Annotated in this window: 14 protein-coding genes and 1 rRNA gene; 2 read left to right on the forward strand and 13 right to left on the reverse strand. The window is 68.1% G+C overall.

The features are described 5' to 3' along the window. From ACIA49_RS15665 to ACIA49_RS15675, 3 genes are all read right to left on the reverse strand, one after another. Positions 1–83: ribosomal RNA gene (locus ACIA49_RS15665) — 16S ribosomal RNA — on the reverse strand; the annotation flags it as partial. A 552-nt stretch (positions 84–635) separates the two neighbouring features. Further along, positions 636–1,934, reverse strand: a complete 1,299-nt coding sequence (gene tyrS, locus ACIA49_RS15670; protein ID WP_396377853.1) for a tyrosine--tRNA ligase — start codon at positions 1,932–1,934, stop codon at positions 636–638. A gap of 58 nt (positions 1,935–1,992) precedes the next feature. Further along, positions 1,993–3,030 (reverse strand): App1 family protein, encoded by a 1,038-nt coding sequence (locus ACIA49_RS15675; RefSeq protein WP_396377854.1) that lies wholly within the window; start codon positions 3,028–3,030, stop codon positions 1,993–1,995. Between the two features lie 99 nt (positions 3,031–3,129). Between ACIA49_RS15675 and ACIA49_RS15680 the strand changes: the two genes are divergently transcribed. After that, the gene (locus tag ACIA49_RS15680) at positions 3,130–4,089 is read left to right on the forward strand and encodes an LLM class flavin-dependent oxidoreductase (protein WP_396377855.1); all 960 of its coding nucleotides are present in this window, start codon (positions 3,130–3,132) and stop codon (positions 4,087–4,089) included. On the opposite strand, the gene ACIA49_RS15685 is transcribed toward ACIA49_RS15680, so the two are convergent. From ACIA49_RS15685 to argC, 10 genes are all read right to left on the reverse strand, one after another. Continuing rightward, positions 4,079–4,684 (reverse strand): DNA-3-methyladenine glycosylase, encoded by a 606-nt coding sequence (locus tag ACIA49_RS15685; protein ID WP_396377856.1) that lies wholly within the window; start codon positions 4,682–4,684, stop codon positions 4,079–4,081. The two genes, ACIA49_RS15680 and ACIA49_RS15685, sit on opposite strands and share 11 nt — an antisense overlap. Continuing rightward, entirely contained in the window at positions 4,684–6,099 is a 1,416-nt protein-coding gene (gene argH / locus ACIA49_RS15690; protein ID WP_396377857.1) for an argininosuccinate lyase, read from the reverse strand. The genes ACIA49_RS15685 and argH overlap by 1 nt, the downstream gene beginning before the upstream one ends. 16 nt (positions 6,100–6,115) lie before the next feature. Then, positions 6,116–6,793, reverse strand: a complete 678-nt coding sequence (locus ACIA49_RS15695; RefSeq protein WP_396377858.1) for a hypothetical protein — start codon at positions 6,791–6,793, stop codon at positions 6,116–6,118. Beyond that, positions 6,790–7,329, reverse strand: coding sequence for an RNA polymerase sigma factor (locus ACIA49_RS15700; RefSeq protein ID WP_396377859.1), 540 nt, complete (start codon positions 7,327–7,329; stop codon positions 6,790–6,792). The genes ACIA49_RS15695 and ACIA49_RS15700 overlap by 4 nt, the downstream gene beginning before the upstream one ends. A gap of 66 nt (positions 7,330–7,395) precedes the next feature. Beyond that, a complete protein-coding gene (locus tag ACIA49_RS15705; protein WP_391547078.1) occupies positions 7,396–7,905 on the reverse strand; it encodes an arginine repressor in 510 nt (169 codons plus the stop codon). Next, complete coding sequence (gene argF / locus ACIA49_RS15710) at positions 7,902–8,834, reverse strand: ornithine carbamoyltransferase (RefSeq protein ID WP_396377860.1); 933 nt, start codon at positions 8,832–8,834, stop codon at positions 7,902–7,904. The genes ACIA49_RS15705 and argF overlap by 4 nt, the downstream gene beginning before the upstream one ends. Further along, complete coding sequence (locus ACIA49_RS15715) at positions 8,834–10,036, reverse strand: acetylornithine transaminase (RefSeq protein WP_396377861.1); 1,203 nt, start codon at positions 10,034–10,036, stop codon at positions 8,834–8,836. Before ACIA49_RS15715 ends, argF begins: the two co-directional genes overlap by 1 nt. Beyond that, positions 10,033–10,911 (reverse strand): acetylglutamate kinase, encoded by an 879-nt coding sequence (argB, locus tag ACIA49_RS15720; RefSeq protein WP_396378550.1) that lies wholly within the window; start codon positions 10,909–10,911, stop codon positions 10,033–10,035. The genes ACIA49_RS15715 and argB overlap by 4 nt, the downstream gene beginning before the upstream one ends. Positions 10,912–11,029: 118 nt before the next feature. After that, entirely contained in the window at positions 11,030–12,247 is a 1,218-nt protein-coding gene (gene argJ, locus ACIA49_RS15725) for a bifunctional glutamate N-acetyltransferase/amino-acid acetyltransferase ArgJ (protein WP_396377862.1), read from the reverse strand. Continuing rightward, positions 12,244–13,275 carry an N-acetyl-gamma-glutamyl-phosphate reductase gene (gene argC / locus ACIA49_RS15730; RefSeq protein ID WP_396377863.1) on the reverse strand — a complete coding sequence of 344 codons (1,032 nt, stop codon included), beginning with the start codon at positions 13,273–13,275 and terminating at the stop codon, positions 12,244–12,246. Before argC ends, argJ begins: the two co-directional genes overlap by 4 nt. Before the next feature lie 105 nt (positions 13,276–13,380). Here argC and ACIA49_RS15735 point away from each other — a divergent pair, with 105 nt between their 5' ends. Further along, positions 13,381–13,674 (forward strand): hypothetical protein, encoded by a 294-nt coding sequence (locus ACIA49_RS15735; protein WP_396377864.1) that lies wholly within the window; start codon positions 13,381–13,383, stop codon positions 13,672–13,674. Positions 13,675–13,702: the final 28 nt, after the last annotated feature.

The raw sequence follows: 13,702 nt of genomic DNA on the forward strand, positions 1-13,702 counted from the left end.
CCGAAGGGGCCTTACCGCTCGACTTGCATGTGTTAAGCACGCCGCCAGCGTTCGTCCTGAGCCAGGATCAAACTCTCCGTTGAAAAATATAGACAAACCAGAACCCCACAAGTGAGGCACCGGATAGTCAACAACATCGGTTGATCCTTTGAACATCAGAGACAATCAAACTGACTGAATCCAGAAATTACATTCAAAGGAATCCGTCACCGAACATAGACAACCCACACCCAAATCCGAATGGACCGGGCCTGAAGAATGTCCAATGCCAGTGAACGGGGTTAATGCTTTAATTTCGGCATTGACTTTCGGCACGCTGTTGAGTTCTCAAGAATCGGACGCACACCGCAGCCGAACCTTGCAGTTCAGGGCTTCCGGGGCAACCTGCAGTACCTTACCGGAGCGGATCGACCAAGTCAAGTCTTGATTTTTCCGACTCACTCCCCGCGTGGAGGCCGCTGACCCGAGTCCGAAGACGCGTTCCAGCTGCGCTAGCTTTGGGGGGTTAGGAGGTCCGGCCGCTTCAGCGTCCTGCACTCGCTCCCAACAAGAAGAACATTACGTGGCTCGCAGGTGGCCGGTCAAATCGGTTTCCGGTGCCCTGAATCACACGGCTGTAATTTGCCTCCAGCAACCTAGTTGTGGGAGTGCAGCACGCCTGCGAACGAACGCTTCCCACGGCGCAGCACCAGCACGCCACCAGGCAGCAGATCCTCCGCGCCAGGGACGTACTCGGCGTCCTTCACCTTCTCGTTGTTCAGGTACCCGCCACCTTCGGCGACGGTCCGTCGCGCGGCCGACTTGCTGGCCACCAGACCTGACTTCACGAGCAGATCGCCGTACGTCGGCATCGGTTCGCCGGCGCCTAGTTCGACATGCGGTGCTTCACGCAGAGCTGCGCGCAGGGTCTCGCCGTCCAACGCGGCTAGCTCCCCCTGGCCGAAGAGCGCCTTCGACGCCTCCTGCACAGCGCGGGTCTCCCCCTCACCGTGCACCAGCGTCGTGACGTCCTCTGCGAGTACGCGCTGCGCCTCTCGCGCATGCGGTCGCTCTGCGGTCGCCAACTCGAGCTCCGCGATCTCCTCCGCCGTACGGAAGGTGTAGTACCGCACGAGCTGCATGACGTCACGGTCGTCGCTGTTGAACCAGAACTGGTAGAACGCGTACGGCGAGGTGAGCTCACGGTCCAGCCAGACGGACCCGCCCTCGGTCTTGCCGAACTTCGTTCCGTCGGCCTTGGTCACCAGTGGCGTGGCCAGTGCATGCGCCTTGCCGCCATCGGACCGGCGGATGAGTTCCACGCCGGCGGTGAGGTTGCCCCACTGGTCACTGCCACCGGTCTGCAACGTGCAGCCGTGGCGGCGGTACAGCTCCAGGTAGTCCAGCGACTGCAGCAACACGTAGCTGAACTCCGTGTAGCTGATCCCCTGCTCCAGGCGCGCCTTCACCACCTCGCGCCCGAGCATCCGGTTCACCGGGAAGTGCTTCCCGATGTCACGCAGGAAGTCGAGGGTGTTGAGGTCCTTGGTCCAGTCGTAGTTGTTGACCATCCGGGCCGGGTTCGGCAGCGACTCGTCGAAGTCGATGAACTTCTCCACCTGACCGCGGACCTTCTCGACCCACTGGGCCACGATGTCCTTCGGGTTCAGCACCCGCTCGGACGTCTCTTTGGGGTCACCGATCAGACCGGTGGCGCCGCCGACCAGACCGATCGGGTTGTGACCGGCCAACTGGAGCCGGCGCAGCGTCAGCAACTGCAGCAGGTTGCCCATGTGCAGGCTGGGCGCCGTGGGGTCGAAGCCGACATACGAGGTGATCGGTCCCTCCGCCATGGCGCTGCGCAGCGCGTCCGGATCGGTGGAGTGCGCGATCAGGCCGCGGCTCTCCAGGTCGTCAAGCACCTGGGTACGGCGTTCGGTCCCGCTGTCGGTCACTTGTTCTCCTCGAGTACGTCGGTACACCCCAAGTGTCCTGTACGACGAGGAGTCGGGGCTAACTGGGTTCTTGCCGGGTGAGGATGTCGCGCAGCTGCGGCCGGAGCGCATGGCCGTCAGGCCCCTGCACCGTTGCCGCCGTCGGACGCTGCGGATCGTGCGCACCGGGGTCCTGGTTCGGCACCGGCAGACCGTGGGACAGCACCTGCTCGGCAGGGGTCAGCTGGCGGATGCCGATGGCTCGCACGTGATCCGGGTGCGTCTGCGCGAAATCGCCGTACAGCTGGGGGTCGTGCTGTCCGTCGTCGCCGACGAGCACCCAGCGCACATGCGGGAATTCACGGGCCAGCCGGCGCAGTGCGGTCCGCTTGTGCTCCTGGCCGCTGCGGAACCAGCCGGTGTTGGTCGGTCCCCAGTCCGTCATCAGGAGCGGGCCGACCGGGTAGCCGTGCCGGGCGAGGAAGCGGGTCAGCGTGGGTGCCGTGTTCCAGGCGCCGGTGGAGAGGTAGAAGATCGGCGCGCCCGGGTGGTCGGCCAGCAGCTCCTGGTACATCTCCGCCATCCCGGGAACCACGCGCCGTGCCTGCTCCTCCCGGACGAAGGTGTTCCAGGCGGCGATCAGCGGCCGCGGCAGCATCGTCAGGATGACGGTGTCGTCGATATCGCTGAGCAGTCCGAAGGTCGCGTCCGGATCGGGGACGAAGATGCTCGCCCTGGCCTGCCGCTCACCGTGCACGCCCAGGTTGATCTCGTGCCAGCCAGGTGGCAGCACCACCGGCACAGTGAGGTCGACGAAGCCACCGCGATCGGTGACGGCGTCGAACGTCTCTCCGTTGACCGTCACGGTGACCGGCACCTTGACGGCCGGTGCGGTCACGAAGACTCGCCAACCGCGCACCACCTGGTCCTCGTCGAACCGCGGCTGGTTGCGCGGGTCCCGGCCCAGTACGACGCGGGCCAGCACCCGGACGAACTCCGTGGTGCCGTAACCGACCTGCGGGATGATCCGCTCGCGCCAGCCCCGGCGCCGGAGAACCGCCTGCACCCCGATGTTGAACCAGTCCTCGAGACGGGACGCATAGTGCGGACGGGCCATACCTGAAACCTACCCGTAGGCGGGGCCGCTACGCGCACCCCAACTGGCCTCTGGACAGACCTTTATCGAACTGTCGGTGCGGACCTCTACCGTCGATGCATGACTCAGACCGCTGCTGCTGTCGGGATGTGCTTCCCCCGGACGTTCCCCGCCGCTCTTGTGACCGATGTGGCCCGCCGGCTCGAGGCAGGTGGAGCCGACGAGCTGTGGATCATCGAGGACTGCTTCTATACCTCCGGCCCGTCGCTCGTGGCCGCCGCGCTGGCCTCCACTGAGCGCCTGACTGTCGGGCTCGGGATTGTGCCCGCCGTGGCGCGGACCGCAGCGGTGACGGCGATGGAGTTCGCCACTCTGGAGGCGTTGGCCCCGGGGCGTTTCCTGCCAGGGATCGGGCACGGCGTGCAGGAGTGGATGGGGCAGATGGGGGTGCGCCCCAAGTCGCCGCTGACTGCGCTTGACGAGGTGACGACCAATGTCACTCGGCTCCTGGCTGGGGAGGACGTCACCTTCGCGGGCAAGACGGTGCAGCTGCAGGACGTGAAGCTTGACGCTCCCCCGGTGACGCCGCCGCCGATCCTGCTCGGCGTCCGCGGTCCCAAGTCGATGGCCCTCGCCGGCCGGGTCGGTGGCGGCGTCGTGCTCGCCGAGCCCGCGACCGCACCGTACGTGCGTCAATCGCTGGAGTACGCCGGATCACCTGACGGCTTCGTGGTCGCTGCCTTCGCGGCGATGTGCATCCGTGCGGACCGCAAGACGGCGTACGAGTGGACCGCGCCCTGGCTGGGATGGCAGCTCAACGACAAGAACCCGGGGCTGACCACCCTGCCGTTCTACGACGACCTGCAGAAGCTGTACGACGAATCAGGCGAGGCGGGCCTGGTCGGCATGCCGACCGATTGGTGGACGGCGATCGGCGCCATCGGGACACTCGAGGACGCTGCCGCGCACATCGCAACGCTGGAGGCGGCCGGGGTGCACCACATCGGCCTGTTCCCGGACCCGGAGGTGGAGCACGGTCTGCCGCAGCTGGAGTACGTGGTGGAGCTGGCTAACCGCTAGTACGTCGCTTGGGCACGTGCGGCCGGTACGGCGAAACTGTGGGGTCATCGGGGACCCAGAACCGCCACGGCCAATCAGGTGCCTCGCGGAGACCGACGCGCGGCCCGGTCGACGGCGTACCGTCGAAACCCGGGCCGTCGAGGAGACGGACCGGAGAGTCCTTGGCCAATAGGTCGACCGCGTTCTGTTCCCGGTTGATGCCGAGAGCAACACACAGGCGGGCAGGTCCGCGTGCGAGGTCACGGTCCTTGCTGACACCTCGACGAGTGCGAGCCAGGTCCACGCCCTCGATCACCTCACCGGCGCGCAGCAGGACGGCCGAGGGGGTGCCGGCTGGGCCGGTGACGACGTTCATGCAGAAGTGCATGCCGTAGGTGAAGTAGACGTAGAGGAAGCCGGGCGGGCCGAACATGACGGCGTTGCGCGGAGTCTCGCCGCGGTAGGAGTGTGAGCCGGGGTCGTTGGGGCCGTCGTAGGCCTCGACCTCGGTGATGCGGACCGCGACCGTGCCGTCATCCGTGGTGTGCCGGATGACTGCGCCGAGCAGTTGCGGGGCCACGTCGAGGACAGGCCCCGCCAACTGCTTGCGATGCATCAGGCGAGGCGGGCGGTGTACTGGGCCGCGCGGGCGTGCAGCTCGGCCAACTGGTGCGTGACCTGGTCGACCGACGTACCGCCGCGGGTGTTGCGGGAGGCGAGCGAGCCTTCGACGGTCAGCACTGTGCGGACGTCCGGAGTGAGCAGCGGCGAGATGGCGGCCAGGTCCTCGTCAGTGAGGTCCCACAGCTCGATGCCGCGCTTCTCGCAGGCCTGGACGCAGGCGCCGGCCAGCTCGTGAGCTACCCGGAACGGGACCTGCTGGCGGACCAGCCACTCGGCGATGTCGGTGGCGAGCGAGAAGCCCTGCGGGGCCAGCTCTTCCAGGCGCTCGGTGTTGAAGCGCAGCGTGTGGATCATGCCGGTGAACGCAGGCAGCAGCACCTCGAGGGTGTCGATGGAGTCGAAGACCGGCTCCTTGTCCTCCTGCAGGTCGCGGTTGTACGCCAGCGGCTGCGCCTTCAGTGTCGCGAGCAGACCGCTGAGGTTGCCGATCAGCCGGCCTGCCTTGCCCCGGGCGAGCTCGGCGATGTCCGGGTTCTTCTTCTGCGGCATGATGCTCGACCCGGTCGAGAACGCGTCGTCCAGCTCGACGAAACCGAACTCCTTCGTCGCCCAGATGATCACCTCCTCGGCCTGCCGGGACAGGTCGATCCCGATCTGGGCGGTGACGAACGCGAACTCCGCGACGAAGTCCCGGGACGCCGTACCGTCGATCGAGTTGGCCGACGAGTTGGTGAAGCCGAGCTCGGTCGCGACGTACTGCGGGTCGAGCCCGAGTGAGCTGCCGGCCAGAGCACCAGACCCGTACGGCGAGTCGGCCGCGACGCGGGCGTCCCAGTCGGCGAGCCGGTCCAGGTCGCGGATGAGCGGCCAGGCGTGAGCCAGCAGGTGATGCGAGAGCAGGACCGGCTGAGCGTGCTGCAGGTGCGTGCGGCCGGGCATTGCCACGCCGAGGTGCTTCTCGGCCTGGTCGGCCAGCGTGTTCACCTGGTCCAGGACCAGGCGGGCGATGATGCGGCCGTGCTCGCGCAGGTAGCTCTTGAACAGCGTGGCGACCTGGTCGTTGCGGGAGCGGCCGGCGCGCAGCCGTCCGCCCAGCTCAGCACCGAGGCGCTCCAGCAGCCCACGCTCCAGCGCGGTGTGCACGTCCTCGTCGTCCTCAGCCGGCAGGAACGCGCCGCTGAGGACATCGGCCAGCAGACCGTCCAGTCCGGCCAGCATCGCGTCCAGGTCCGCGTCGGTCAGCAGCCCCGCTCGGTGCAGCACCTTGGCGTGGGCCTTGGACCCAGCGATGTCGTACGGCGCCAGTCGCCAGTCGAAATGGGTCGACTTGCTCAACGCCGCCAACGCGTCGGCCGGCCCACCCGCGAACCGTCCGCCCCACAGGGCCGCACTCTCACCTGAACTCACACCAACATCCTCTCAGTCACTTACTGAAAACCTTCCGCCAGGTCGCAGCGGTCGGTACGTCGTACGTCCGGCTGAAGTCGCAGGTCCCCGCGAACGGCCGGTCCATCGGGTCATCGCCCCCGGTCCTCGGCCTCGCCGAGATCAGGAGCCGATCGCCGATCTCGTAGCCCCGCGTCTCGCTCGCCTGCACGAGATGGCCGGGCCCGATGAACATCTGCACGACGAACTGCTGCTGACCGCTGCCCGGCCGGAACCATTCGTTCACCTGGAAGGTCACGTTCCAGGCGTGCTGGGTCCGGGGCACCTGCACGGCGGAGAGGACGGTGCCGTCGAAGGCGACCGGCACTTTCGCGAACCGTTCCGGCGTGAGCGCGTAGGCGCAGGAGGCAGACCTGTTCGGGTCGCCCAATGGCTTGCTCGGCGGGTAGGTGGTGGTGGAGACGGACGGCGTGCTGGCCGGGAGCACCGGTACGGCGGTGGGCGGGCCGGACTGCTGCAGCGCTACGACGCCTATCGCGGCGGCGGTGGCGACAGCTCCGAGAGCTGGTGCGAGAACACGCCTCACGGTACGGCGGCCGGTGCCGCGGGCTGCGGCGCGCTCTAGGTGGGCGGTGGCTTGGGTGAGGGTTTCGGGGGTGGGGGGTGGGACGTCGCCAGCGGCGCGCAGGGCGTCCCAGTGCTTGGTGTCGTTCATCGGTCGGCCTCCTGTCGGGTGGGTTCGTCCGGTACTTGGGGCGAACCGGAGAGGCGTTCGTCCATGCGTTGTCTGGCGCGGTATAGCCGCGAGCGGGCGGTTCCTGCCGGGATGTCGAGCACCTGGGCGGCTTCGGTCGGGGACAGGTTCTCCCAGGCGACCAGGAGGAGTAGTTCGCGTTCGGCTGCTGGTAGTTCGCGCAGCCCGGCGCGGAGCTGCGGTGCGAGGGCTGCAGCGTCCAGGCGGGCGTCTACGGCAGCTGTCTCGTCGACCGGGCGGTCGATACCGATGACGCGAGCCATGGTGCTGCGGAGACGGTGCTTGCGGTAGTAGCCGTGCAGCACGTGCCGGGCGACGCCGAAAAGCCACGCCCGCGGCGTCCCGAGATCAGGGTCGAAGCCGGACCGGCCGCCGTACGCAGCAACCCACACGTCCCCCAGGAGATCGTCCGCCACCCCGTCCGCCGTACGGCGGGTCAGGTAGGCGTGGATGTCCGGTCCGTGCCGTTCCACCTGTGCTGCGAACCAGTCGTCCATCCCGTGTCCCCCTTCGCCGGTCTACCGTCGCCTCTTAGTTGGCACGAACCGGCGGGAGCGTTCGCGTTACCTGGGCTCGCGGGCGGCGAGGGAGAGCAGCCGGTCGGCCAGGGCCTGGCCGCCGGTGGGGTTGCGGCTGACGATCATGACGGTGTCGTCGCCGGCGATGGTGCCGAGAACGTCGTCCAGTCCCACGTGGTCGATCGCCGACGCGAGGTACTGAGCCGCTCCCGGCGGGGTTCGCAGGATGACCAGGTTGGCGCTGCCCTCGGCCGAGACCAGCAGCTCGGACGCGACGCGCGCCAGCCGCGCCTCGAAGGCCGCCGCCTCACCAGCTCGCGGTGTGCGGTCACCGCCTTCACCCGGTACGGCGTACACCTGCTGACCGGACGAGTCGCGGACCTTGACCGCTCCGATCTCGACCAGGTCGCGGGACAGCGTGGCCTGGCCGACCACCAGCCCGGAGGCGGACAGCAGGTCGGCCAGCTCGGTCTGCGAGCGCACCGGCTGGCGGCCGAGCAGGTCGACGATCCGCTGCTGACGCGCGGCCTTGGTGGTCGGTACGGCGATGGTCATGCGTTGAAGCTCCTAGCCAGCAGCCACGACAGCAGCGCCTTCTGCGCGTGCAGCCGGTTCTCTGCCTCGTCCCACACCACCGATTGTGGCCCGTCGAGGACCGCGGCCTCGATCTCTTTACCCCGGTACGCCGGGAGGCAGTGCAGCACGATCGCGTCGTCCTTGGCCTTCGACACCAGTTGCTCGGTCACCGCGAACGGTACGAACGGCGCTTCGCGCAGCCCGGCCTCGGCCTCCTGCCCCATCGACACCCAGGTGTCGGTGGCGATCACATCGGCCCCGTCGATAGCGGCGTACGGGTCGTCTGTCCACGCGACCGAGCCACCGGTCTCCCCAGCGATCTCAACGGCACGCGCCAGGATCGCCGCGTCCGGCTGGTAGTCCGCGGGTGAGGCGATGACCACGTGCATGCCGGCGGTCGCGCCACCGAGCAGGTACGAGTGGGCCATGTTGTTGGCGCCGTCACCGAGGTACACCAGCTTCAGGCCGGCGGTCGCTCCCTTGTGCTGCCGGATGGTGAGCAGGTCGGCGAGGATCTGGCAAGGGTGGAACTCGTCGGTCAGCGCGTTGACCACCGGAACCTGCGAGGCCCCGGCCATCTCGTCGATCCGCTCCTGCCCGGCGGTCCGCCAGACGATCGCGGCGACCTGCCGGTCGAGGATGCGCGCGGTGTCCGCGATCGGCTCGCCACGGCCCATCTGCGAGGTCTGCGCGTCGATGATCAGCGACGCGCCGCCGAGCTCCGCGATCCCGACCGCGAACGAGATCCGCGTCCGGGTCGAGGTCTTGTCGAAGATCACCGCGACCGTCTTCGGCCCGGCCAGCGGCTGGTGCCCGTACCGATCCGTGGTCAGCTGCTGCGCCAGTGTCAGGACCTCGTCCTGCTCGACCGGCGACAGGTCGTCGTCGCGGAGAAAGTGCCGCACCATCAGGGAACCTCCACCTGGTCCAGCAGCCCCGGTAGGGCGGCGACGAAGCTGTCGGCATCAGCCTTGCTCAGGATGTACGGCGGCGCCAGCCGCAGCGCGTCCGGAATCGGGTTGTTGATCACGAAGCCGGCGTCCAGCGCCAGCGCCGCGACCTGGTCCGACACCGGCTGGGTCAGTTCGATCGCGAGCAGCAGCCCCCGACCGCGGACCCCTGCGATCAACGGATGGTCGAGCGCGATCAGCGACGACGCGAGATGGTTGCCGACGGCATTGACGTGGGCGAGCAGTCCGTCCCGCTCGATCACGGTCAGTACGGCGAGTCCGGCGATCGCCGCGACCGGGTTCCCGCCGAAGGTGCTGCCGTGGTTGCCCGGCTGCAGCAGCTCCGCGGCCGCGCCGAGTCCGACGCAAGCACCGATCGGGATCCCCGCGCCGAGGCCCTTGGCCAGCGTGACGATGTCCGGCGTGATGCCCTCGGTCTGGTACGCGAACCACGTGCCCGTCCGGCCGACACCGGTCTGGATCTCGTCGAGCCACAGCAGTGCACCGTGCTCGGACGTGATCCGCCGCGCGGCTTGCAGATAACCATCCGGCGGTACGACGATGCCGTTCTCGCCCTGGATGGGTTCGAGCACGACCGCCGCCGTCTCGTCGTCCACCGCGGCCGCCAGCGCGTCAGCGTCGCCGTACGGGACGAAGGTGACGTCACCCGGCAGCGGCGCGAAGGCCTCCCGGTACGCCGGTTTCCAGGTCACCGCGAGGGCGCCCATGGTGCGGCCGTGGAAGGCGCCGATCGTGGAGACGATCTTGGTCCGGCCGGTCCGCCGGGTGATCTTGAACGCGGCCTCGTTCGCCTCGGTGCCGGAGTTCGTGAAGAACACCTTGCCCGGGGCATCGAAGAGACCCAGCAGTTTCTCGGCCAGCGCGATCTGCGGCGCGGAGGCGAAGAAGTTCGAGACGTGGCCGAGGGTGGCGAGCTGCGAGGTGACGGCCGAGACCACGAACGGGTGCGCGTGCCCGAGGCAGTTCACCGCGAGGCCGCCGAGCAGGTCGAGGTACTTCTTGCCGTCGGCATCCCACAGGTAGGCGCCCTCGCCGCGGATCAGCACCCGCTTCGGCGCACCGAAGGTGTTCATCAACGCACCGGTGTAGCGATCGGTCAGCGCGGCCTGGGTGCCGTCGACGGTCAACAATTCGGTCATGCGGGGATCACCTGGGTTCCACTTCCGGCGTCGGTGAAGATTTCCAGCAGCAGCGAGTGCGGGACGCGGCCGTCGATCACGGTCGCCCGGGAGACCCCGGACTGCACCGCTCGCAGGCAGGCCTCCATCTTGGGGACCATCCCGGAGGCGAGCGACGGCAGCAGCTCAGCGAGCTCGGTCGCGTCGATCTGGGTGATGATCTCCTCGCTCTCCGGCCAGTTGCGGTAGAGGCCGGCCACATCAGTCAGTACGACGAGCTTCGAGGCACCGAGTGCGACCGCCAGAGCGGATGCCGCGGTGTCGGCGTTCACGTTGTGCGCCTGGCCGTCCTCGTCCGGAGCGATCGTGGAGACGACCGGGATCCGGCCCGCGTCGATCAGGTCGATCACGGCCTCCGGGCGAACGTCGACGACATCGCCGACCAGACCGATGTCGACCGATTCACCGTCGATCATCGCGCCGCGCCGCTCGGCGGTGAACAGACCCGCGTCCTCGCCGGACATGCCGACGGCGAACGGGCCGTGCGCGTTCAGCAGGCCGACGAGTTCACGGCCGACCTTGCCCACCAGGACCATGCCGACCACGTCCATCGTCTCGGGCGTGGTCACCCGTAGACCGCCGCGGAACTCGCTGTCGATGCCGAGCCGCTTCAGCATGTCGCTGATCTGCGGGCCACCGCCGTGGACCACGACGACCCGGACACCGCAGTGCCGCAGGAACACGATGTCGGAGGCGAACGCCTGCTTCAGCTCGTCGTCGACCATCGCGTTCCCGCCGTACTTCACGACGATCGTCTTGCCGTGGAACTCCTTCAGCCACGGCAACGCCTCGGTCAGTACGGCGGCCTTCTCGACCGCGGCTGCGTGTGTAGTCATCGTCATGAGGCCTCCAGATCTGGACTGAGGAGCGGAGGGAGCGAAGCGACTGGAGTGACGAGGGAAGAGCTGGAGTTTGAGCCGAATGACGGCCGCGCGGAGCGTGGCATAGGCAGAGTCATGAGGAGTAGGCCGAATTCTCTTCGACGTAGGCGTGCGAGAGGTCGGTGGTGAGGACCGTCGCGGAGGCCGGGCCGGCGTGCAGGTCGATCACCACGTCGATCTCGAGGCCGCTGATGTCGGCCTCGGAGCGGTCGACGCCCTTGCCACCGGCGATGCAGATCGCGGCGCCGTTCAGGGTGATGTCGAGCAGCGCCGGGTCGAAGGCGGTGGGTGCGTTGCCGACGGCCATCGCGATCCGGCCCCAGTTCGGGTCGGAGGCGAAGAAGGCGGTCTTGCAGAGGTTGTCCTCGGCCACGATCTTGGCCGCGGCAAGCGCCTCGGCCTCGGTGGCTGCGTTCTGCACGGTGATGCTCACGTGCTTGGTGACGCCCTCGGCGTCGGCCTGCAACTGCTTGACCAGGTCTGCCGCGAGCACGGTCAGGGCGGCCTCGAACTCGTCCGGGCTGACCGTCACGCCGGAGGCACCCGAGCTGAGCAGCAGGACAGTGTCGTTGGTCGACGTACCGCCGTCGACGTCAAGGCGGTTGAAAGTCTTGCCGACCGCGTTCCGCAGCGCGTGGTCGAGGTGCGGCTGGTCCAGTACGGCGTCTGTCGTGATGACGCTGAGCATGGTGGCCATGTTGGGCGCGCACATCCCGGCGCCCTTGGCGAACCCGCCGATGCTCCAGCCGCCCGCGTGAGTCAGTGCAGCCTGCTTCGGCACGTTGTCGGTCGTCATGACAGCCGTAGCGGCATCGAGGCCGGCATCCGGCCCGTAGGCCAGCGCAGCAACAGCCTGGTCAATACCGGAGAGCACCTTCTCCATCGGAAGCCGCTCACCGATCAGACCGGTCGAGCAGACGCCGATCTCGGCCGCGCCGACGCTCAGAACCTCAGCCAGCTTCTCTGCGGTCTTGTGCGTGTCCTGGAAGCCCTCCGGGCCAGTACACGCGTTAGCGCCGCCGGAGTTGAGCACTACTGCCTTGAGCTTGCCTGCACTGAGCACCTGCTGCGACCAGAGCACCGGTGCGGCCTTCACCTTGTTGGTGGTGAAGACACCGGCGGCGACGTCGTACGGTCCCTCGTTGACGACGACCGTCAGGTCAGGCTTTCCGGCGGGCTTGATCCCGGCGATCACCCCGGCCGCGCGGAAGCCGGCCGGCGCGGTCACTCCGGCGCTCCGATCGACTTGGGTGGCGGTAGGCGCAGCGGCAGCGGTCGCTGGAGTTGTCATGGCGCTACTCCTACGAGAGGCAGGGCCGTGGTCTCGTCGAGACCGAGGGCCAGGTTCATGCACTGCACGGCGCCGCCGGCAGTGCCCTTGGTGAGGTTGTCCATCGCGGCGACCACAACCACGCGGCCGACACGCTGGTCGAGAGTGACCTGCAACTGCACGGTGTTCGCGCCGAGCGTGGCTTGTGTCTGCGGCCACTGTCCTTCGGGCAGCAGGTGCACGAACGGCTCGTCGCCGTACGCGTCCTCGTAGGCCTGCCGGAGCGTGGCCAGGTCAGTGCCTTCGGCAACCGGTGCACTGCAGGTCGCGAGGATCCCCCGCGACATCGGCACCAGGACGGGGGTGAAGGAGACGTTCACCGGGCCGTCGGCGTACGGGGTGAGGTTCTGCTCGATCTCCGGGGTGTGGCGGTGCGTTCCGCCGACGCCGTACGCGGAAGCCGAGCCCATCACCTCTGCACCGAGCAGGTGGGCCTTCGGTGCCTTGCCGGCGCCGGACGTGCCACTGACGGCGACCACGTTGAGCTGTGCCGTGTCGACGAGCCCACGCTGGACGGCGGGCAGTAGCGCGAGGCTGGAGACGGTCGGGTAGCAACCCGGTACGGCGACTCGGTGCGAACCGCGGAGCTTGTCCCGCTGACCCGGCAGCTCCGGGAGTCCGTACGGCCACGAGCCTGCATACTCACCGCCGTAGAACTCGACCCACGCCTCGGCCTCGGTCAGCCGGAAGTCCGCGCCGCAGTCGATCACGGTGACGTCCTCGCCGAGTTGTTCGGCGAGTCCGGCGGACTGTCCGTGCGGCAACGCCAGGAACACCACGTCGTGACCGGCGAGTTGTTCCGCCGTGGTCTCGACCAGGATGCGCCCGGCCAGCGGCACGAGATGCGGGTGGTGCGCGCCGAGCGCCGTACCGGCGTTCCCGCCGGCGGTGAGTGCGCCGATCTTCACCGCGGGATGCGTACTCAGCAGCCGCAGCAGCTCGCCCCCCGCGTAGCCACTGGCCCCGGCCACCGCCACCTTCACGCTCATGTGAATGAGTATGCCATGTACTGGAAAAATATCCAAGGATTACTCACGAGCTTCGGGTAGAAGCACTCAGGCGCGACCGGGGTCGCGGACCGGAGGCTGAGTGTCATGAAGAACAGCTATCTGGTGTACCTCGGCTGGACCGCGCTCGGCGTGCTCGCGGTGATCGCGCTCGGGGTGCACGAGCATCTGCGCCCGGACCCGAACGAGAAGTTCGGCAACCCGGTGGTGTTCATCGGGTTCATCTTCTTCCCCAGCATCCTGCTCGGCTGGCTCGCCGGCCTGGGCCTGACCGCCCTCTTCCACCACCTCCATCCAGCCCTCGCCGGCACCCTCGCCTACGGCGGCGCCATCATCGCCACCGCCGGACTGGCCATCCTCCAGCAGAAGATCTTCTTCTGACCCGATGTCACAATTCGCGGAGCTGTCG

The organism is Kribbella sp. NPDC051587 (genome assembly GCF_044453945.1).
GTDB lineage: Bacteria > Actinomycetota > Actinomycetes > Propionibacteriales > Kribbellaceae > Kribbella.

Excerpts from the sequence above, each read along its gene's own strand:
- ACIA49_RS15675 (WP_396377854.1), bottom strand. The coding sequence starts at position 3,030 with ATGGCCCGTCCGCACTATGCGTCCCGTCTCGAGGACTGGTTCAACATC.
- ACIA49_RS15680 (WP_396377855.1), top strand. The coding sequence starts at position 3,130 with ATGACTCAGACCGCTGCTGCTGTCGGGATGTGCTTCCCCCGGACGTTC.
- ACIA49_RS15685 (WP_396377856.1), bottom strand. The coding sequence starts at position 4,684 with ATGCATCGCAAGCAGTTGGCGGGGCCTGTCCTCGACGTGGCCCCGCAA.
- ACIA49_RS15695 (WP_396377858.1), bottom strand. The coding sequence starts at position 6,793 with ATGAACGACACCAAGCACTGGGACGCCCTGCGCGCCGCTGGCGACGTC.
- ACIA49_RS15700 (WP_396377859.1), bottom strand. The coding sequence starts at position 7,329 with ATGGACGACTGGTTCGCAGCACAGGTGGAACGGCACGGACCGGACATC.
- ACIA49_RS15705 (WP_391547078.1), bottom strand. The coding sequence starts at position 7,905 with ATGACCATCGCCGTACCGACCACCAAGGCCGCGCGTCAGCAGCGGATC.
- argF (WP_396377860.1), bottom strand. The coding sequence starts at position 8,834 with ATGGTGCGGCACTTTCTCCGCGACGACGACCTGTCGCCGGTCGAGCAG.
- ACIA49_RS15715 (WP_396377861.1), bottom strand. The coding sequence starts at position 10,036 with ATGACCGAATTGTTGACCGTCGACGGCACCCAGGCCGCGCTGACCGAT.
- argB (WP_396378550.1), bottom strand. The coding sequence starts at position 10,911 with ATGACTACACACGCAGCCGCGGTCGAGAAGGCCGCCGTACTGACCGAG.
- argJ (WP_396377862.1), bottom strand. The coding sequence starts at position 12,247 with ATGACAACTCCAGCGACCGCTGCCGCTGCGCCTACCGCCACCCAAGTC.
- argC (WP_396377863.1), bottom strand. The coding sequence starts at position 13,275 with ATGAGCGTGAAGGTGGCGGTGGCCGGGGCCAGTGGCTACGCGGGGGGC.
- ACIA49_RS15735 (WP_396377864.1), top strand. The coding sequence starts at position 13,381 with ATGAAGAACAGCTATCTGGTGTACCTCGGCTGGACCGCGCTCGGCGTG.